21 protein-coding genes are annotated in these 17,730 nt (G+C 43.2%); 11 read left to right on the plus strand and 10 right to left on the minus strand.

Annotated elements, in window-relative coordinates; all coding sequences use genetic code 11:
- Positions 1 to 29: 29 nt before the first annotated feature.
- From MKY01_RS05255 to MKY01_RS05280, 6 genes are all read left to right on the plus strand, one after another.
- A complete protein-coding gene (locus tag MKY01_RS05255; protein ID WP_339285724.1) occupies positions 30 to 1,145 on the plus strand; it encodes a WXG100 family type VII secretion target in 1,116 nt (371 codons plus the stop codon).
- 12 nt (positions 1,146 to 1,157) lie between these two features.
- Positions 1,158 to 1,469: a hypothetical protein gene (locus MKY01_RS05260; RefSeq protein ID WP_047841781.1), complete on the plus strand. Its 312-nt coding sequence runs from the start codon at positions 1,158 to 1,160 to the stop codon at positions 1,467 to 1,469.
- Between the two features lie 200 nt (positions 1,470 to 1,669).
- Positions 1,670 to 2,308 (plus strand): hypothetical protein, encoded by a 639-nt coding sequence (locus MKY01_RS05265; protein ID WP_339285727.1) that lies wholly within the window; start codon positions 1,670 to 1,672, stop codon positions 2,306 to 2,308.
- A 228-nt stretch (positions 2,309 to 2,536) separates the two neighbouring features.
- Complete coding sequence (locus MKY01_RS05270; RefSeq protein ID WP_339285729.1) at positions 2,537 to 3,007, plus strand: hypothetical protein; 471 nt, start codon at positions 2,537 to 2,539, stop codon at positions 3,005 to 3,007.
- A gap of 40 nt (positions 3,008 to 3,047) precedes the next feature.
- Entirely contained in the window at positions 3,048 to 3,545 is a 498-nt protein-coding gene (locus MKY01_RS05275) for a hypothetical protein (protein ID WP_339285731.1), read from the plus strand.
- Between the two features lie 228 nt (positions 3,546 to 3,773).
- Positions 3,774 to 4,100, plus strand: a complete 327-nt coding sequence (locus MKY01_RS05280) for a nucleoside triphosphate pyrophosphohydrolase (RefSeq protein WP_339285732.1) — start codon at positions 3,774 to 3,776, stop codon at positions 4,098 to 4,100.
- Positions 4,101 to 4,379: 279 nt separating this feature from the next.
- Here the strand turns inward: MKY01_RS05280 and MKY01_RS05285 are convergent, their stop codons facing one another.
- The 3 genes from MKY01_RS05285 to MKY01_RS05295 are packed head-to-tail and all read right to left on the minus strand — an operon-like array spanning position 4,380 to position 7,367.
- Positions 4,380 to 5,150, minus strand: a complete 771-nt coding sequence (locus MKY01_RS05285) for a MerR family transcriptional regulator (protein WP_339285733.1) — start codon at positions 5,148 to 5,150, stop codon at positions 4,380 to 4,382.
- Positions 5,125 to 6,051 (minus strand): DUF2268 domain-containing protein, encoded by a 927-nt coding sequence (locus tag MKY01_RS05290; RefSeq protein WP_339285735.1) that lies wholly within the window; start codon positions 6,049 to 6,051, stop codon positions 5,125 to 5,127. The genes MKY01_RS05285 and MKY01_RS05290 overlap by 26 nt, the downstream gene beginning before the upstream one ends.
- Positions 6,052 to 6,110: 59 nt before the next feature.
- Entirely contained in the window at positions 6,111 to 7,367 is a 1,257-nt protein-coding gene (locus tag MKY01_RS05295) for an MFS transporter (RefSeq protein ID WP_339285737.1), read from the minus strand.
- Between the two features lie 276 nt (positions 7,368 to 7,643).
- Between MKY01_RS05295 and MKY01_RS05300 the strand changes: the two genes are divergently transcribed.
- Together MKY01_RS05300 and MKY01_RS05305 are read left to right on the plus strand one after the other, a co-directional pair.
- Positions 7,644 to 8,942, plus strand: coding sequence for a galactokinase family protein (locus MKY01_RS05300; protein ID WP_339285739.1), 1,299 nt, complete (start codon positions 7,644 to 7,646; stop codon positions 8,940 to 8,942).
- 166 nt (positions 8,943 to 9,108) lie between these two features.
- Positions 9,109 to 9,390, plus strand: a complete 282-nt coding sequence (locus MKY01_RS05305) for a hypothetical protein (protein WP_339285740.1) — start codon at positions 9,109 to 9,111, stop codon at positions 9,388 to 9,390.
- Between the two features lie 491 nt (positions 9,391 to 9,881).
- Here the strand turns inward: MKY01_RS05305 and MKY01_RS05310 are convergent, their stop codons facing one another.
- From MKY01_RS05310 to MKY01_RS05325, 4 genes are all read right to left on the minus strand, one after another.
- Positions 9,882 to 10,208 (minus strand): DUF1433 domain-containing protein, encoded by a 327-nt coding sequence (locus MKY01_RS05310; RefSeq protein WP_339285742.1) that lies wholly within the window; start codon positions 10,206 to 10,208, stop codon positions 9,882 to 9,884.
- A gap of 22 nt (positions 10,209 to 10,230) precedes the next feature.
- On the minus strand, positions 10,231 to 10,482 hold the full coding sequence (locus tag MKY01_RS05315) for a hypothetical protein (protein ID WP_339285744.1): 252 nt from the start codon (positions 10,480 to 10,482) through the stop codon (positions 10,231 to 10,233).
- 413 nt (positions 10,483 to 10,895) lie between these two features.
- On the minus strand, positions 10,896 to 11,429 hold the full coding sequence (locus MKY01_RS05320; protein ID WP_339285746.1) for a hypothetical protein: 534 nt from the start codon (positions 11,427 to 11,429) through the stop codon (positions 10,896 to 10,898).
- Between the two features lie 141 nt (positions 11,430 to 11,570).
- Positions 11,571 to 11,900, minus strand: a complete 330-nt coding sequence (locus tag MKY01_RS05325; RefSeq protein ID WP_339287088.1) for a hypothetical protein — start codon at positions 11,898 to 11,900, stop codon at positions 11,571 to 11,573.
- 102 nt (positions 11,901 to 12,002) lie between these two features.
- Between MKY01_RS05325 and MKY01_RS05330 the strand changes: the two genes are divergently transcribed.
- The 3 genes from MKY01_RS05330 to MKY01_RS05340 all read left to right on the plus strand — a co-directional run bounded on the left by MKY01_RS05330 (position 12,003) and on the right by MKY01_RS05340 (position 13,716).
- Entirely contained in the window at positions 12,003 to 12,365 is a 363-nt protein-coding gene (locus MKY01_RS05330; RefSeq protein WP_339285748.1) for a hypothetical protein, read from the plus strand.
- 263 nt (positions 12,366 to 12,628) lie between these two features.
- On the plus strand, positions 12,629 to 13,135 hold the full coding sequence (locus tag MKY01_RS05335) for a hypothetical protein (protein WP_339285750.1): 507 nt from the start codon (positions 12,629 to 12,631) through the stop codon (positions 13,133 to 13,135).
- 77 nt (positions 13,136 to 13,212) lie between these two features.
- Positions 13,213 to 13,716, plus strand: coding sequence for a hypothetical protein (locus tag MKY01_RS05340; RefSeq protein ID WP_339285751.1), 504 nt, complete (start codon positions 13,213 to 13,215; stop codon positions 13,714 to 13,716).
- A gap of 84 nt (positions 13,717 to 13,800) precedes the next feature.
- Here the strand turns inward: MKY01_RS05340 and MKY01_RS05345 are convergent, their stop codons facing one another.
- The 3 genes from MKY01_RS05345 to MKY01_RS05355 are packed head-to-tail and all read right to left on the minus strand — an operon-like array spanning position 13,801 to position 17,556.
- A complete protein-coding gene (locus tag MKY01_RS05345; RefSeq protein WP_339285753.1) occupies positions 13,801 to 14,964 on the minus strand; it encodes a Ger(x)C family spore germination protein in 1,164 nt (387 codons plus the stop codon).
- Positions 14,961 to 16,463, minus strand: coding sequence for a spore germination protein (locus MKY01_RS05350; RefSeq protein WP_339285754.1), 1,503 nt, complete (start codon positions 16,461 to 16,463; stop codon positions 14,961 to 14,963). Before MKY01_RS05350 ends, MKY01_RS05345 begins: the two co-directional genes overlap by 4 nt.
- Entirely contained in the window at positions 16,435 to 17,556 is a 1,122-nt protein-coding gene (locus tag MKY01_RS05355) for an endospore germination permease (protein ID WP_076253397.1), read from the minus strand. Before MKY01_RS05355 ends, MKY01_RS05350 begins: the two co-directional genes overlap by 29 nt.
- Positions 17,557 to 17,730 lie beyond the last annotated feature (174 nt).

Here is a 17,730-nt window from a genome sequence, read left to right on the forward strand (position 1 = left end):
AAAATCCTATTTCAAACGCGGAGAATGATATGAGTACAATTAAAGTAACACCGGAGGAGCTGCTGCATGTATCTAAACAGATCGAGCAGGGCAGGCAGCAGTTGGAAGGTATACGTAATGACCTGACTGCAAGGATCGGATTCATCCAGTCTCAGTGGGCGGGAGCAACGCAAGAACGATTTTTTTATGATTTTCAGCAGTCACGTTTTATACTGGATCGAGCACTGGAAAGTATGGTGAAGTCCTCTCAGGATCTAATGTCGATTGCCGAGAGATTCGAACAAGCGGATCAGGAACAGGTGAGCTTGGGGGCCATTGCCGGGCAGGTTGCTGCCCATAAAATGATGAACCACAATACAGGTAACATAGAGAACGAAATACGAATGGTATACAATCCTTTGTTTAGAGTTAACATGCCTGCCAGTGAAGCGGAGGATGGGATGCCAGGGCAAAAAGAGTTTGTTAAGTATTGGGAAAATGGTGGCAGTTATGAAGAAATGAGAGCTGGACCGAAGCAACCTGTGTCAAGTGGTGGGGATATATATGATGAACAGATCAGCGCATTTAAGGAAGGTCATCATCCCGTAACTGGAGAATCCATACCAGCATGGCAAGCAGCAGTTTCTATAGGAGGTCTACAGACTGCTAAGCTCGTATTGGCTTTTACTGGAATGTATAATAGGGGTTATAAGGTTCCGAAAGAAGGATTAGGATTCCCAAAAGGTATGATCGGTGGAAGAATTACAGTAAGTAATGAGAGAATTCACCATGCTTCACTTGGAGATTTTAATTCTAAAAATAGATTGATCAATGGTGGTCACGGTCAAGATAATATTAATTACTTACTTAAAAATAAGATCGCATTTAACATTACTAAAGAATATGAAAACGGTGTACGAGTTGGTAATATACCTAATCACAAAAATAAAGCAAAGCGAAGTGGAGAGGGCCAAGCATGGTTCCCTAAGGAATGGACATCGGAAGATATCAAAAAGTCAGGTGAGCATGTAGCAAATCTGCCTGAGAATAGAGTTAAGGGTGACGGTGAATGGATGTTTGGAAACTATAATAACGTTAGAGTAGGAGTGATCAAGAACGATGGACAGATCGGAACGATTACTCCAGATAACTCAAGACAACCGTGAGGAGAGTAAAACTTGGTAGACTACAGTGAAAAAGTTATCTCATTAGTAAAGAAGAGAAAAGATTTACACCCCGACGATCCAGCTATTCAAACGATATGGAATGAGATGGTAGACATTCTAAAAGAGAATGAGCAGAGCGCCATATCATTTCTAAATCAATGCGGAGAAGAAAATTTATATTGGCTGAGTGAGATATTTGAAGATCTATCTTCTGAATTCCAAAGTCCAGCATTTATAGATTGTCTCATTCAACTGCAAAAGAAGTATCCTGATCTGGATATGGAGCAGGATATAGAATATGCGATTCAATCCATTGAAGAATAATGTTAAAAACATAAGCCTATTTCAACTCCTATACGGAGTAGTCATGGGCTATTTTTATCTCCTCAATCCAATCGACTACTTTACAAAATCACCCCATCCCTTCAGTTGAAAGTATCCAAGCCCAAGAAGCTTAGGGCAGACGAAGATGATTTGTATTGGATCATAGATATAGATGGTGACTTTAACATAATTGGAGTGAGATGATGAGAGTTCAGCTTAAAGATACATTAGCATTACAAACCAATTTATCATTTGATCAAAAATATATCGTATTTGAAATAGAGTCTGCTCCTTCAGGAGATACGTATTACAGGATTGAAAATGATGCTATGCGGGTTGTTCCTTATGATTCGTCACTATTTAATGTAGTTTCAGATAAGTTAAATGGTGACTGGACTATCTTAGATAAGCCTAATCAATCATCAGCCAGATTGCCAAGAGAGATTGCATACATGACATTTTGGGAAGAGTTTTACAATGATGAACCCAAGGCTCTACGGGCGTTTAATCAATCTAAGGCTAGATTATATCTTGAAGAGTTAGATGATACCGAAATCAAAGATATTCTGGAGAGTAACAAAGAGGAAGAGATTTACTTTGTCTTAAATACGTTAATCAGGACGAAGTGTGACACGTTTACGAACGACATGATCCAGGTTGCCAAAAAGAGGCTGGAAGAAAATCGTTACTCACAGGACGACATGTTATTGGCTACATTTCAATATTTGAGTTTGTTTCAAGAAGAACATATCAATGAATTCTTTATATACTACTTGACCAACATCGAGCTTGGAAATGATGAATTAACAGAGATCGTGAGTAATTACTTTGCCTCATAACAGATATGGTGAGTGGATATGGGGCAGACCTTAAAGAATATCATCTTTGTTTTTAAGAAGAAACTTTTTGAGATGGTTACTTTTTCAGATGTAACAGGAATTTTTTTTATTGTTAATCATGATGGAGAATAAAAATGTGCTGGCAGGTAAGCAAGAATAAGATCATTGAAAGTAATCAGGAAAACATAGTTTTCAACAAATGAATAAATGGACTCTCAAGTGGGTGGCATGATGTCAAAAAGTATTTATATGAAGAACAAAGAAGAGGTGCTTGCACCGGAACTTATGGCTTATACCTTGGCCAAATTAGGTTCGTATGAATGGAATAGAACAGAGATGTATAATCCGAATAGGATCTATGAGAATCCTGCAGGTTTTTATTTTAGATTCCACAACTCTGATCAGCTTTACGAGCAATTAAAGCCTTGTATTCAGCACTTTAAGGGCAACCTTGAGTGGATGATCCATGTTAGTCCGTTAACCAATAACCAAAATTACGTTATTGAGCCGGCGGATGTACACTATGCTAAACAAACTGAGGCATATCAGGTGAATTTGGAACTTGAAGAAGTGCTTCAAGATTCATATAAAGAAATCTGTGAGCAAGCCATTCAAGACATTCCATTGTTATGTAATCATATTGAGCAATGGTTTGGTTTGGAACATAAGCAACTACATCCGCCTACAATACCGAATTAATGTGATATGAAGAATTACCTGATGTAAGAGGGTCTGTATTGTGCAAAGTTTAGAAATCATTTTAATTGATTTTAACAAAAATAATCTGGATCGATTCATTAAGAATGATTTGAACATTCAGGTGGATCAGGTCAAAAGTTCTCACTTTTATGATAACCGTAGTGAAAAGGATAATGAATTTCAGCAAATAGAGAGCCTTGAAGAGATTCTTTCTCCTAAGGGAACGGGGAATATATTATTGTCTCAGCTTAACCTAGGTCATGCCTTTAATGACGTGATGATTGTATTTTCATTCGATGAGGAATCTGGAGATATCGTTATGAATTTTCCTGAAGAGGAGTTGTTCAGCGGAGAAAATCCAGAGACAACGTTAAAAGCTCAGAAGTTAATAGAGTATATTCTTGATATTAAGAACAAGTATGCAATTGAGAAGGTTAGAATCGGTCATGAACCAGCTATGGATGATGACACTTGCTTGGTCGAGATTGATATAGAAATGATGGATACGAATGTGATTGTCTCAAAACTGTTGGCTTAGAATCCTTCTGAACCAGAGTTTGATGCAGAAAAATTAGACATTACGAATTACCGAACGCCCATTTCAACTCGAATACGAGTAGTCATGGGTTATTTTTATCTCCTCATTCCAATCCAACTACTTTACAAAATCAACCCATCGCTCTCCATGGCAAATGGTATAATGGCAAAAAGGGAGATTCTGGCGCAAAGCTGGAAAACCTCCAAAGTAGAAAGGATGTTATACCACATGCCTACATATAACAAATTGGTGCGGGACAAGATTCCGCATATTATCACATCCAGCGGTAAGGAATGCCGGACCCGCATTCTAGACTCGGAGGAGTATAAGCAAGAATTAAGAACGAAGCTACAAGAAGAATCGGATGAGTACTTAAATGCATCAAGCGATCAGGAAGCGTTGGAAGAGTTGGCAGACATGCTGGAGGTGATCCGAGCGCTGGCGGAGGTACACGGGGCGAATGCGGCGCAGCTGGATAAGCTTCGGGCAGACAAAGCGGAAGCGCGCGGTGCATTCCAGGAACGGGTGTACCTGATTGATGTCGACGAAGCTTAACGTTAAACTCATTACAGATAACCTGGTCGATGAACTGATTACCCGGATGCACCATGCGTCCGGGATTTATATTATGACGTCCTTTATCATGCAGTCCGGGGTGAAACTACTGGCCCCGCACTTAAAGCGGGCGGCGGAGCGTGGGGCCGAGGTGCGGATGCTCGCGGGAGACTATCTGTATATCACACAGCCGGAAGGCTTGCGGGCGCTCTGTGAGGTTAATCCACGAATTGAGACACGTTTGTGGCAAAGTATGGGTACTTCTTTTCACCCGAAAGCTTATCTGTTCGATGCCGATTGTATAGAAACCATAATCGCTTCATACAAAAACCTCACAAAATCCCCATCGCCAAACTGACCAAAATAACCCGCATAGCGACGATCCGTCGTATAGGTCTCCGCAATACACCTCAGAATCTCAATATCACAGACCATAAACTGCTCCAGACAACTCTTCCATTTACGCACTAACGCTTGTACCTCACGAGAAGCAGGGGACCGATCCTGATGTTTCGCCAATTCCCGAAATACCTGCTCCATGTTGACCGAGAACTGCTGATAGGCTTGTTCTTGCTCTTCCACAGACAGCTCGCTCACATTAGCTTCGAATTCCTGATATTTCTTGGTATCTCCATATACAAACTTCGCCTCGGATTCATATTGTTCTTCAATAGACAGGATGGAAGAGTCGTCAAACAGATTAAGATGAGAGATATCTGTCCCATCCACATACTCGTCCAATTGATGGATGATGGTTTCGAGCTTTTGTTTGCGTTGAACGAGTGTGTTGCGGTGCTCTCTTAGGATATCTTTTTGTTCTTCTTTGGAAAGTTGCATCATGGCCGCAATGTCTTTCAATGAGAAATTCATTTCTTTGAACAACAGAATCATCTGCAGATTCCCGAGTGCCTCTTGATCGTAATACCGATAGCCATTGTCTTCGACTTTGCTCGGTTTTAATAGATCTGTTTTATCATAATAATGTAATGCACGTTTGGTGATGCCAGTGATCTGAATGATATCTTTAACGGTGAAATAGGGTGTCTTCATTCCAAAAGTCCTTTGTTTCAGCAAGAATGACACTTGCCGGAGTGATGGTTGCTTCGGTAATCGGTGTACCTGTTTTGTTCAGATAATATTTAATTAAGTGATAACCGCAAGCATAGCCAGCCGCATAGGGCATACCTACGGGCGTGAAGTTTTGCATGATGGCAAGATCGTCGCCGTATAGATACGGATTAATTTGGTCAAAACCGGTGACATGCAACTGGTCTTTCATTTTTGGTTTGATTACGGTATTCAATGTCTCCATATCTGTTTTGGCTACCCAGGGCCCGAGCAACTCTTCTCCATACAGGGATGTCGCAAAGCTCTCAGCCAGCCCCTCACTAACAACCATCTCGCCAAGCGTAATCTGAGGATTCCACTGGATATATTGATACCTTACGTTATGATTGCATTCATGGGCTAACACGGATTGCATACGAGGTAGAGTATACCTATTGGGGATCAGGTTCGCAATAATATAACCCGGGATTCCACCATCTCCGCTGATGCCTTCGTTCATGGTGAGTGAAGGACTGTTCCTATCGCCTAATAAAATCGTGTATAGATATTCGGAGACCGATAGCTTAATCCCATAATCTGTAAAGGTAGATAGACTCGTACAAACAGCTTCATGACACTGTTGCCAAAATGCTTCGGACGAAATCGATGCTAACGATTGGTTAATCTCAGGTGTGATATCTGCGGGAGCGATATTCATAAAGTTATTCATCATGATCACGTCGAAGCCGTGAGGCTCTTGAGAGCGAAACGGGATCTGTTGAATGTTCCATTTGTTCATGAATGGACTCATCATTCGTTCACGGTATAACTCCAATTTCTCATCGGGTGCAGCCTGAATGATTTCCTCATAGATTTGATCTGAACGTAACGCGGTAATCTTCATCCTTAATCTCTCCTTCATGTAAGCTTGAGATCATTATCAAGTATGACCTAACGTAACAGTCAAGCGTTGATGTTACGCTGCTGGCTCTCAGAATGATTCTGCATCTTCATTGCGAATATCAGAGCAGACAGGATATAGATCAGGCTTAACAAGAGATAAGGGAGTTGCAGCGAGAATACGCGATCGAAAGTCGTTTCACTAACCCTCACCAATAATCCGCCAAGAAGCGTACCAATGGCACTGATCCCAAAGGACAAAAAGCGAAACACACTTCCGACCCGGCCAAGCATCTCATTAGGAACGGAACGTTGCAGGATGGAGGAACGGGTAACATTGTAGACAATAATGAAAAATGCAGCACAGAAGTACAGGCCGCCTACCATATACGCATTTGTAGAAAGACCCACCACACCGTAGATCATTCCCATGCACAAAATGGAGGAAATAATCAATTGTTTTGTACTCCATCTCTTACGCATATAAGCAACAGCCTGGCTCCCTACAATGCTGCCGATTGTTGCAATGGAGATGAGGATACCAAATGCAAAAGCATCCAACTGAAGCACATCTCGTACAAAGAAAATCTGAGTAGCCAGAATGATCGAATACATCAGCGTAACGGTGACAGACAGAATGGCTAATCCGCGGAGAAAACGATCATGATAGACATATTGAATACCGGTCCACATCTCACGTTTCCAATTCTTCATCGGGCGAACTTCCTTCTTGGTTGTTTCCGTATCCCCTGGGTAGAAGTTTCCCTTCAAACTGATTAAAAAAAGCAGAGCAACTACAGCCGTTACGGCGTCTATGGCAAAAGGAAATACAATATGCAGGGTTATGATAAACCCTCCCAGAGCAACGCCCAGAATATCACTTGTGATTAACTGTCCGGCGGTGAACTGCCCATTCGCTTTCTCCAATTTACTTTGATCTACAAGTTGTGGGATTACCGTCTGCACCGTACTGTCGAATACAACTCGGCTCAGGCCAATCCCAAACATGAACAGAGCTAGAATCGGAATGCTCACCCATCCTCCCCAGATGCATAACGTCAGTCCAAGCAGAAGGATCATTCGAGTAAAGCCTGCCCCAATCAGCATATGTTTGCGTGAGTAACGGTCGATGAGGACACCTACAGGAAGACTGAATAGTAGCCAGGGTAAACGAAGTGCCGTCATGGTGACAGAAGCATACAGCGTATCGCTTGTAAGGGTTGATATGAGCCACGGAACCGCAGCGAGTGTAAGTCCATCACCCAAAAATGTAAGCGAAAATGCACCAAATAACTTGGTATAGTTCGACTTGATTTTCATCGTTCCCTCCATCAATAAGATGTTAAGCATAGCAACTTTGAGGTTGGAAAATAATGTGTTTTCACTTAAACCAAATTTAAGTTATTCTAAAATGGTTTTCAATCCTATTTTTACAACAAATAACTTCACAAAACGCTTACAAACTTTCAATTCTACCCTACCTTTTCCGCTACGAAGCTGAGATAATGGGAGAGGAATAAGGCATGAAACAGATGCAACAACCATGTTCACCAACGCCAAAAAAATAAAAGCTGCATATCCATAGGAGGATTATTAATGACGACACAACCATTGAATCTGATCCAATCCACGGAGGGCCAAGCGTTGCTTGCCCAAATGTATGGACAATCACAAGTAGAAGAACAGACTGCACGTTACACAAAGCTGAACGCAACGTTCGAAGAGTACTTCGGCCCGCAAGAGGGAAGCAAGTTGTTCAGTGCAGCAGGACGCAGCGAGATTGGCGGAAACCATACGGATCATAACCATGGTAAAGTGCTGGCGGGCAGCATCACGCTGGATACGATTGCAGTGGCAACACCAACTGCGGATTCCGTTATTACGTTTTACTCAGAAGGTTATGACAAGAAATATGTAATCGATCTCACGAATCTTAAGCCAAATACGGAAGACGATGGCACAACAGCATTGATTCGCGGTATGGCTGCGGGATTTGGAGAATTCGGATATAAGGTAGGCGGCTTCCAAGCGTATCTCTCGAGTAACGTGTTTTCGGCATCTGGGGTGAGTTCCTCGGCGTCATTTGAGATGCTGATCTGTACGATTTTGAATCATTTCTATAATGATGGAGCACTGGATGTTGTGACCTTGGCCAAAATAGGTCAGTATGCGGAGAATCACTATTGGAACAAACCTTCAGGTCTGCTGGATCAGATGGCTTGTGCGTACGGCGGACTGATTGCCATTGATTTTGAGAATCCTGCACAGCCGGTTATCGAGCCTGTTCAATGGGATTTCCAACAGAACGGTTACTCATTGGTCATTGTGAATACAGGTGGTAACCACGCCGATCTGACGGAAGATTACGCTGCTGTGCCATATGAGATGAGAGCGGTTGCTCAGGCGCTGGGTAGTGAGTATGTTCGGGAAATTACAGCTGACGCAATCTACGCCAACCTCAAGAAGGTTCGTTTAGCTGCTGGGGATCGTGCCGTGCTGCGTGCGCTTCATTTCCTGGAGGAAAACAATCGTGTCGATGGTCAGGTTCAGGCGTTGCGTGATGGACGTTTTGCTGATTTCTTGAAACTGATTACGGCGTCCGGTAACTCATCATGGAAGTGGCTGCAGAATGTATATCAGAGTGGTGCTGTGAAGGAACAGGAGATTGGCATCGCGCTGGCACTGACCGAGAATTATCTGCAAAACCTGGGTGATGGCGCTTGTCGTATTCATGGTGGTGGATTCGCAGGGGTTATTCTGACGATCCTTCCGAACGAAAAAGTAGAAGAGTATATGTCCTGGATGCACGACATGCTGGAAACGCCGATTATTGTCGTTAATGTGCGCGCACAGGGTGCAGTATGCCTGAATACATTGATTGCTAACGCGAGCTAAAAATCACTTAAATAAATAGTTCTAGCATGATTCAACGAAGTCCGGGCTATGCCCGGGCTTTTTAGATTGTCCATTTTTTTTAAAAACTTCAAACCTTGAAGGTCTGTAATGTGTTATTTAAGTAGTGGCTATATCTCAATAATGTTCTCATGGGAGGAAGGATCAGATGATTACACCTACAGCAGCTGGGCAGGAAGAGGCTCAATTATACGAGGAGTTGCGGCGTACGATCGATGAATTCGAAGAGGGCGAGCAGCGGCAAATAGTTCTCAATCGGATGATCAAACGGCTCAGGTTCGCCAAGTGGCGCAAAGATCGGATGCGCAAGGTCGATGCATACTGTCAAAGGATCAAACCCGCGACACTTTGGATCATATTAGCCACAGGCGCACTTGCACCAGTCTTGTTATTTAGCATGTTCATCTGGGTTTCGTTGTGGGTGGAATGAAGCTGTAGAGAAGAGGAAAAAGTGTGAAAGCCAGGCGCTGACTGTGGTGGTGTAAAGTGAATTACTGTGTCTGCTGCTCGTAATCCAATTGATGAATCAGGAGGGCTTCATATTTCACGTATCTGATTCGAGTGAGGAGCTAGCATTATGAGTGTATAGACAGTGACGAGTGTAAAGATGTATATAGAGCGTCGCTGCCTGACAAAGTTATAAACCGTTACTTTCACATATTTATGCAAATTACTGAAATTATTCTGGTAACAACGTCCTATAACTTATAATGTGTAATATTTAATGCCTGAAATTTATAAAGACTTTGTGCTCATTTCTTATATGTCGTATACACGATTCAGAGAAGATGGACTATAATGATTCTACTTCTTTGGAAAACAGAGGATAAGATTAGGATATGAAAACCCTGTTATTACATATGAAAGAGCCATGTATCTGTACAAGGCCCTAAAGTTATAAAAGTTAAAATTTCTTATAAACTACTTAAGAGGTTTGATGTCTTCGGGCACTGAGCCTGTTTTGACTTCATAAGTATCATAATCCACCATTGAGAATATTTCTTGGGTCTTATTTCCTTTTACGTACCCTGTCAGTGACACCGTATGAGACAAGTCAGACGGAATGAACTTGTGGCCTGTAAACTCAACATCAATTCCATAGGTTTCTTTAAAATAAGCTAGGCTTGCGATTTCGGCTTTTTGTACAATTTCTTTTTGCTCGTTGGACATGCAACCGCAAAATACAGTGATACTTAAACCAATCAATATTAATAGGGTTAGAGGTGTACGATATTTAATAATAAGCATATCTACTACTCCTTTTTGGAACTTACTTGATTTTTTGGTCAAGTAACTCTTTCGGTACAACGGCTGTTTGAACTTCAAACGTGTCATAATCAATGAGGATGGTGATTTCGGTTTCTTTATTATTTTTAACATGACCACTCAAACTGATATTGTGACTAAGATCTTTTGGCATAAATGTATGATCAGTGAATTCCACTTCAGTATTATAGTGATCAATAAAGTATTGATGACCCACTTGAGTTGCTTCTTCAATAATTTTGTCTTGATTCGGCATAGAATTACATCCTCCCAATATAAGGGCTAAGGTTATAAGTGGAATAGATACAAATTGAATATTTTTTAAAATATTCTTCAACCTCCTATATATGTTAACTTAGCACATTATAATATACTTTAACTTTTTAGATCAGTAAACAGAGAAGAGTTTTTATGGATACCTATATAACTGATAAAACATATAAGGAAATTTCGGAACTGCCCTATCTTAATTTGTATGAAGGAGAGAAGATTTCGTAATCGCTGATCAGCAACGACTGATACAACAGGAACGGAAGATACGTACGATTCATGGAAGGTTGTAGCAGGATACAGTAATTGTCTAAATCTGCTCATAAGTAAATAGTCAGATAGGAAGTAATCCTCCTACCTAACTATTTACTTTCCTTGGGTAAGCAGTGCTATAACTGATTAGTGTATATCAGTAGTATTCTTGTTCAAAGGTTGAATTTTCTCTTGGATATACTGGTGGTAATCGCGGAAGCTGCTGATGTGATGCAAGGAATCGGAATTCTCGGACTGAATCTTAATTTTACCGTCCTGAGGCAGATTTTTCATCTCAGCAATGACGGATTTGGAACCTTGGATATCACCGGACATGTCCTGGATTCGTTGTAATAATGCTGGATGTCCTTCATGCTGGAGCATTTCGGCGAGCGGTCTCATTTCCTCCAGCTTTTGGCTCGACCGTTCAAGTGTGGTCATCACTTTGTCTCCATCTGTACTTGCGCTAAGCGAGACCATTCGGTGAATATGGTCTTTCTCCATACGTTCAAGCGCCTCAAGATGGGAAGCTTCCAGTCGTTTGGGATCGCTCCAGCTCTCCGATCGAACGGTGTCATTCTGTTGCTGGGATGTATTATTCGCAGTGCCATTGCCACAGCCCCATAACAGAGTTGAGCAGGTTAACACGGCTCCAACGGCGATGATACTTTTTAACCTCATGCTGTCACTCCTTCGATAATTTCCTGAAGGTAGTATGAGCAATAATATCCAAAATCATGCTTGATCTGTTCATTTCTTTCCCATAATTAACAAAGGCAAAGAACGAGCTAACTGTATGTATCATTGCAGTTTAGCCGGACCTTACTTTTTTGGATTGCGTCTATCGATGAACCACCCCGGTCCTGTAACACTGATGACTTCCCGTGTGTCATAGTTATATGAAACGGTAATGTGCTCATCTTCATGACCCGTTACATGACCATACAGGTACAAGCGGGAGTGGACCGAAGGGTCGTCAATATCATGACTCGTGATGACAAAGTCTGCGTCGAAATACTCCTTAATGTATTGGATGCTGACGGGTGTAGCTTTTTCAAGAATGTTTTGCTTATCTGATGTGGACAGGCTAGAACATCCTCCTATTGCAAGTGTAAAAACAAGTAAGAATATAGCCAAAAGTTTTGTTTTCATCAAGCTTTCATTCTCCTATTTGGTGATAAAATCTAACGACACTTTTATTCTAATTTTTCTGCTAGTACAATTGCAACGGAATGTAACGAGGTGAGAAGTTTTATGAATCTTTATACTAATAACATCTGGCGCTGGACCATCAATCTTCTGTATCCGGCCATTATATTTGTCTTCCAGAGCTGGGGGCCAATATTGGATTCATGGATTATGCCCATCTTGTTCGTCGCGGTGTTCTGCTTTCTATGGAGCGATGTGAAAGACTTGTTCGTCTCGACGGGATTGACATGGTTTATTGCCATCCCGTGTTGGTGGTATTGGATTGCGCGTCCTAAACCATCATTCGGTGCAGAACATTTTGCCGCACATCTATGGTTAATTGTACTTATGTATATTGTCTTTGTGCTCATTCCTCAGACCTTAATCCTGACTACTCGGTTGCGGGTAATGCATTATTATAAGAAGTGAAAGTTAGATGAGAGTAGGCGGCCGTTGGTCGTCTTTTTAAATGAAATGAACGCATGGGAGAGAGTTCGATTGTTAAGCAAAGATATAACAAGAAGTAAAGGAGAACGAAAAGATACCTCTTTCCTTACTGGATCATGCAGTTGCCATTGTTATGGATTGCTGCATGGATGCTGGTAGATTACTTCGGGGCAGCACTATCTGACATACCATTTCTACGATAATTAATTGTTTATAGAAATTCAATTTTAAGGAGAGGTTAATCTATGCCCAAGACAAGCAACCGTCGACGGGTAGCGTACGTGTTGTTCTTTGTATTGGTCGCTCTGTTTTTGATACGCTCTTGTGGTCCGCAGGACCTCGATTCAGTGCTCAGCAAGAATGGTATTAATGCCGAACTGGTAAAGCTAGTTACAACTTTTGAACCGCGAACACAATTGGTTTTATATCAAGATCTAACTACGAATAACCTGACTCCTGCTTTGATCCAGCAAAAGATGTGGTTCTCCGAACTGGCCAGAATAGGCGGTGGTCTGCAGGATAATCCGGTCGAGCCGCTTTCTTCTCATATATCAGGATACGAGGAGTCTAAAGGCAAAATGATCTATATTATATACGGGTATCTCCACGATGCTGACATTACCCAGGTGCATATTCGCTACGAACCAAATCTGGCATCTTCACGGTTGGAAGCGGAAATCGTGGAATCATCTTCCGATCAATCCAGCCGAAGGTTGTGGTATGCGGTAATCCAGCAGCCGATTACGAGATGATATGGGACATAAAAGGGTTGAACGACGAAGGTCACGTCATCTACTCATCTCTCGATAGTGAGGTTAGGAGGTAACATATGAGTCGTTTAAAAAGAATCAACAAGCCATACTTCATCTTCCTCATATGGAACGTACTCATGATTGGTGCTGTTCGTGGATTAACCTTCCAGCATGAGCCTGGTAGAGGCGTGTCTGGTAACGGTAACCTAGGACTTCTTGTGTTAGCTCCATCTCTTCTGACCTTCCTGATTCTATGTATCTGGACGACAACTTTGTCCAAATGGTGGTTATATGATCAGCGTCAGCGCTGGGGAGGAAAGGTACATGTCTGTGTACCCCTGGTTGCTCTCCTACTGTGTGTGTTGTCAGTCTTTCTGGAGTTACGTATCATCGATGACTTACGCATGCAACTCAATGGATTTACGAATGATCCGAATTCGGCAGTATACCGTTTTGGTTGGCTGAACCAATACACAAACACACTATTTTACAACGTGCCGATCCTGCTGTTCGGCCTGTCTTTCTCCATATTTATAGGATGGCTGATGGAATGGAAACTTCGCAGTTACAAATCCGCATGACCCGAACTACAAACGAACTACCTCCATCTACACAAACACCCCTTATCCGGCTGCATACCGGACAAGGGGTGTTTCGCGTTCTGGCTACACTTTCCTTTTATATTTCCCTGTATATGGGATGGTGAGATGGATTTTCAGATCTTTAATCGAGTCTTCGGTAAGCATCATCTTGCTGCCATTGTTTGATAACTTACGCCAGAGCTTTGGATTTTTACGATACAGTTTCTCCTGAAGACCGTAAATATCCACACCACGCTCAAGGCCGTGACGATAGGTCTGCATGATCTGCTCCCGTAACTTCACTTCACTAATCTGGATCATCTCCTCATAAGAGGTGGGCACCAGGTATTCGTACAGGGCAGTGAGGTAGTGGGCGTCAATGTTAAACGTAACGTGCTCACCCTGAACGACAGGTTTAATTTTGATCTTTGGTAATCCTACACTGAGCGCCCCGTAGATCGTTCCATCCTTCTGGACAAGTAGAGGGGCCCGCCGCATGTCTTTGATTAGCCAGTGATAACCGGGAAGCTGACTGCGTGGGAAATATTCAAAGTCATAGCCAGTCTTTTCGAAAAAGGCCCCTTCCACCAGAAACAAATCATGTTTCTTCTCATTCTCAGCCCACTGGGTATCGTTCAATGCAAGACTCGGCAGATACGTCGTGGTAGCGGGATCATTATGTGTTGCAATGAGCTTAAAGCTAAGCACAGGCGGGTACAACGATTCTTCCATGTATGTGGGGAGTGGATTGTGAAGAATGCTGTCCAGTGGCGACATATTATAGATGGACGTTGCACTTAGGATTTTCTCCAGAGGCTCTCGTGTTCCATACACCCAGGTTGTATAACGGGATTCTGGGAAACGTCCTAGCATATCGAACACTTCTTTGATGTGTTTGCTGGTCAGCACACCTTCGGCCATGACGATGGCTGTCACATGCCCCCAAGCCATATGTAATTGAGCCGTGCGGAACAGCTCGTTCAGCGCCAGACTCATGGTTTTCCCTTCGGCATGTCCGACCCATACAGGTGGTGTATCTGCACTTTTGGTTGAACTTTCACTTTTGGCGACACTGGCAAAATCCAGCGTTTGTACATACAGGTGATACATGCCGTCCTTATAATCAATCCCAAATGCTTTGGCGTAGTCTACCTGTTGAATCTCAAAGGCACTCCAGCATCCACTCGTCATCACGCACATCGATAGGCTTAACAGACCTAGCATATATCGCCGTAACAAACGTTTCATCGTTCATTCCCTTTCTTGCGGGGCTCCTGGGTCTCGAGATAGACGGGTCTTCGTTTACCTAACCCCTTTGGCAGCTTGAATAATGAAGCTATTGCTTGTTTGAAATGAAGGGGTGTTAACGGAGTCAGATATGGAATGCCAAATGATTTGAGATCGGTCAGGTAGATGAGGAACATAATCAACGACAGGATGAACCCATAGATGCCGAGGGATGCCCCCAGGACAAAACAAAGGAACCGCAGGATCAGCACAGAACTGGTCATGACCTGATTCACAATGGTTGCTCCAGCTACGACGGTAACTGCGATGATGACAATCATGAGGGGAGAGACCATGCCGGCTCGAATGGCGGAATCTCCGATAATCAGACCTCCAACGACAGTTAGTGTCTGGCCGATGGCACTTGGCAAACGCACCCCTGCCTCACGGAACAGCTCCATCAGCAGCATAATGAGAAACATCTCCATTCCCGATTCCATCGGAAGTCCCATGCGTCCAACCGAGATCGTCGCGACTAGAGGAAAGGGGATCTGATCCATATGAAAGGATGTCAGCGCAATATAAAAGCCAGGCAGGAACACGGTGATCATCAGGCCAAGAAAGCGCAGCATCCGTCCTACGTTCACAGGCAAGAAGGGAAAGCTGGCATCCTCCGGGGATTTGAGCAAAAGAAACAGATTGACTGGCCCAATGATGGCGCTGGGATTGCCGTCGACAATGAGGATAAAACGTCCATTCAGGAGACATTCTGCAGCAAAGTCAGGCCTGCCCGTATAATGGGTGACGGGAAACAAAGTAATCTTCGAAGGCGACAGCAATTCTTCCAGTTCATTGGCGGTCAAGATGCGTTCGGTCTCAATCTTACGCAACCGATCCTGGACGTCTTCGATTAGCTCCGGATTGGCGATATTCTTGATATACATTAATGCCACCTTGGTTGCAGAACGTGAACCGATCAGTTCGATATTACAGGCCAGTTGGTTCGTACGCAGACGGGTGCGTATCAAGGCAACATTAACGGCAAGTGGTTCAATGAACCCATCTCTTGCCCCGCGGATCGAAACTTCGGTGGTCGATTCCTCCGGTGTCCGAGTAGGGATGTTAGATATATCAATACTCCACATGGCTTGCAGGGAAGGAATACAGATCAACATATGGCCTTCAAAAACACGGAGAGACATCAGTTCAGTTCCAAATGCCGGATCTTGCAGATCCATTCGGGTCCAATCTAGGCTGATGCACTTTTCAATGTCGGATGTACGGATAAAGTGTGTATTTTCATATGTTCGTTTGAGTTCCGGGAGAATAATATCGTAGATCGCTTCACTATCTACCATACCGCTGCAATAGGTCATAAGGAGTTGCATCGGAGGTTCTCCGATCATATGACTATTGATGATGACATCATCAGATCCGGCAAAAAAGGTATTCAGGTTATGCTCGTTCATTCGGAACGGTTCAACGTCAGGATTATTCTTGGGTTGGGTTGAGATCGGCACGTTTGGGAGCCTCCTTGTCCTTTTTGTGGATTAATGCGGCAATGGTCAATATTACGGTAACGATGGATACATAAGCGAGCATGACCGGGAACTGAATATGGTCCACATAATAATCCACGTAATCAATGCGCCACCATTGCATCGCCATGAAGCTCATGATGACGGTAATGGTGAGAATCGCGATATATCGTTTCTTCGGTCTGCGGAAATTCAGCAGATCCACGATGAGATACATGGATATGGCGACCCTTGCGAAGGAACCACTGAGCCACTGATAGATGGACAGAAAATCAACGTGTTGCAAAAGTTTGCCGATATTCACAAGTTTCCATTGCTCATAGGGACTGTTTCGTTGTTTGGCTGCTTCTTCGGGACCAAATTCCACGATGGCTCCGATGGTTGGTCCGATCGCCATACTGAGCATAAACACGCCAAGGATCAGAACGTGCCACCAACGAATTTTGCCTTTGACTTCATGTTGGAATAACATAAGAATCCAGATTTCCATAAGCCCGGCAAGAGAGTAGATCATGCCCCGCCACACGGGACCCATGCCGTTCTCCATAATCGGGAACAATAGACTGTAGTCTTTGTATTTCATATTGGCGGACATTACAAAATAACCTAGCAAAATGACAAAGGGCAACAGCAGACTGGAAGTCATCGCGATGGAGCGTATGCCTTTAGCCGCTGCCCACGCAGCAACCAGTGCTCCGCCACCTGCCAGAACATAGGGAGGTGTGAATTGAAGATACGTGGATACGGTCCAGTTGGTTGTCTCATACAACGTATGTGTGCCAAGCGTGAACAGCAGAATGGAAGCGGAGATTCGGAAGATCCAGGAAGGGACCGCACCGAATTCTCGCGTAATCCAATCTGTTAATCGCTGTCCACGTACACGGCGAATAATGATGTACATCATACATAGAAACAACATGAAAAAAGGGCCAGCCGCCACGACAGACAACCATCCATCCCTGCCTGCTGCTTCGAGAATTCCTGGAATGGACAAGACATGGCAGACCAGTCCGGCACTTAATAAAATGATGGAAAAGGATAACCAGATGGTAATTTGACCTTTTTCACGACTCATGCGAATCCTCCTTTCCAATGAAGGAAGTTTCCGTTAGGTTGTACAGCATACAGGAAGTTGATTCCTTTTTCAGATTTTTTCACAGAAAGCTGCAAGCGATATGGACGGACTACGCAGAAAGCTTTAACATACAGATATAGCAATGTCGAAGACAAGCACTGAGCGAAGCATAGA

The sequence above is a fragment of the Paenibacillus sp. FSL R5-0486 genome (assembly GCF_037975155.1).
In the GTDB taxonomy this organism is placed as follows: Bacteria; Bacillota; Bacilli; order Paenibacillales; family Paenibacillaceae; genus Paenibacillus; species Paenibacillus amylolyticus.

Excerpts from the sequence above, each read along its gene's own strand:
- MKY01_RS05255 (WP_339285724.1), top strand. The coding sequence starts at position 30 with ATGAGTACAATTAAAGTAACACCGGAGGAGCTGCTGCATGTATCTAAA.
- MKY01_RS05265 (WP_339285727.1), top strand. The coding sequence starts at position 1,670 with ATGATGAGAGTTCAGCTTAAAGATACATTAGCATTACAAACCAATTTA.
- MKY01_RS05270 (WP_339285729.1), top strand. The coding sequence starts at position 2,537 with ATGATGTCAAAAAGTATTTATATGAAGAACAAAGAAGAGGTGCTTGCA.
- MKY01_RS05280 (WP_339285732.1), top strand. The coding sequence starts at position 3,774 with ATGCCTACATATAACAAATTGGTGCGGGACAAGATTCCGCATATTATC.
- MKY01_RS05285 (WP_339285733.1), bottom strand. The coding sequence starts at position 5,150 with ATGAAGACACCCTATTTCACCGTTAAAGATATCATTCAGATCACTGGC.
- MKY01_RS05290 (WP_339285735.1), bottom strand. The coding sequence starts at position 6,051 with ATGAAGATTACCGCGTTACGTTCAGATCAAATCTATGAGGAAATCATT.
- MKY01_RS05295 (WP_339285737.1), bottom strand. The coding sequence starts at position 7,367 with ATGAAAATCAAGTCGAACTATACCAAGTTATTTGGTGCATTTTCGCTT.
- MKY01_RS05300 (WP_339285739.1), top strand. The coding sequence starts at position 7,644 with ATGACGACACAACCATTGAATCTGATCCAATCCACGGAGGGCCAAGCG.
- MKY01_RS05305 (WP_339285740.1), top strand. The coding sequence starts at position 9,109 with ATGATTACACCTACAGCAGCTGGGCAGGAAGAGGCTCAATTATACGAG.
- MKY01_RS05310 (WP_339285742.1), bottom strand. The coding sequence starts at position 10,208 with ATGCTTATTATTAAATATCGTACACCTCTAACCCTATTAATATTGATT.
- MKY01_RS05315 (WP_339285744.1), bottom strand. The coding sequence starts at position 10,482 with ATGCCGAATCAAGACAAAATTATTGAAGAAGCAACTCAAGTGGGTCAT.
- MKY01_RS05320 (WP_339285746.1), bottom strand. The coding sequence starts at position 11,429 with ATGAGGTTAAAAAGTATCATCGCCGTTGGAGCCGTGTTAACCTGCTCA.
- MKY01_RS05325 (WP_339287088.1), bottom strand. The coding sequence starts at position 11,900 with ATGAAAACAAAACTTTTGGCTATATTCTTACTTGTTTTTACACTTGCA.
- MKY01_RS05330 (WP_339285748.1), top strand. The coding sequence starts at position 12,003 with ATGAATCTTTATACTAATAACATCTGGCGCTGGACCATCAATCTTCTG.
- MKY01_RS05335 (WP_339285750.1), top strand. The coding sequence starts at position 12,629 with ATGCCCAAGACAAGCAACCGTCGACGGGTAGCGTACGTGTTGTTCTTT.
- MKY01_RS05340 (WP_339285751.1), top strand. The coding sequence starts at position 13,213 with ATGAGTCGTTTAAAAAGAATCAACAAGCCATACTTCATCTTCCTCATA.
- MKY01_RS05345 (WP_339285753.1), bottom strand. The coding sequence starts at position 14,964 with ATGAAACGTTTGTTACGGCGATATATGCTAGGTCTGTTAAGCCTATCG.
- MKY01_RS05355 (WP_076253397.1), bottom strand. The coding sequence starts at position 17,556 with ATGAGTCGTGAAAAAGGTCAAATTACCATCTGGTTATCCTTTTCCATC.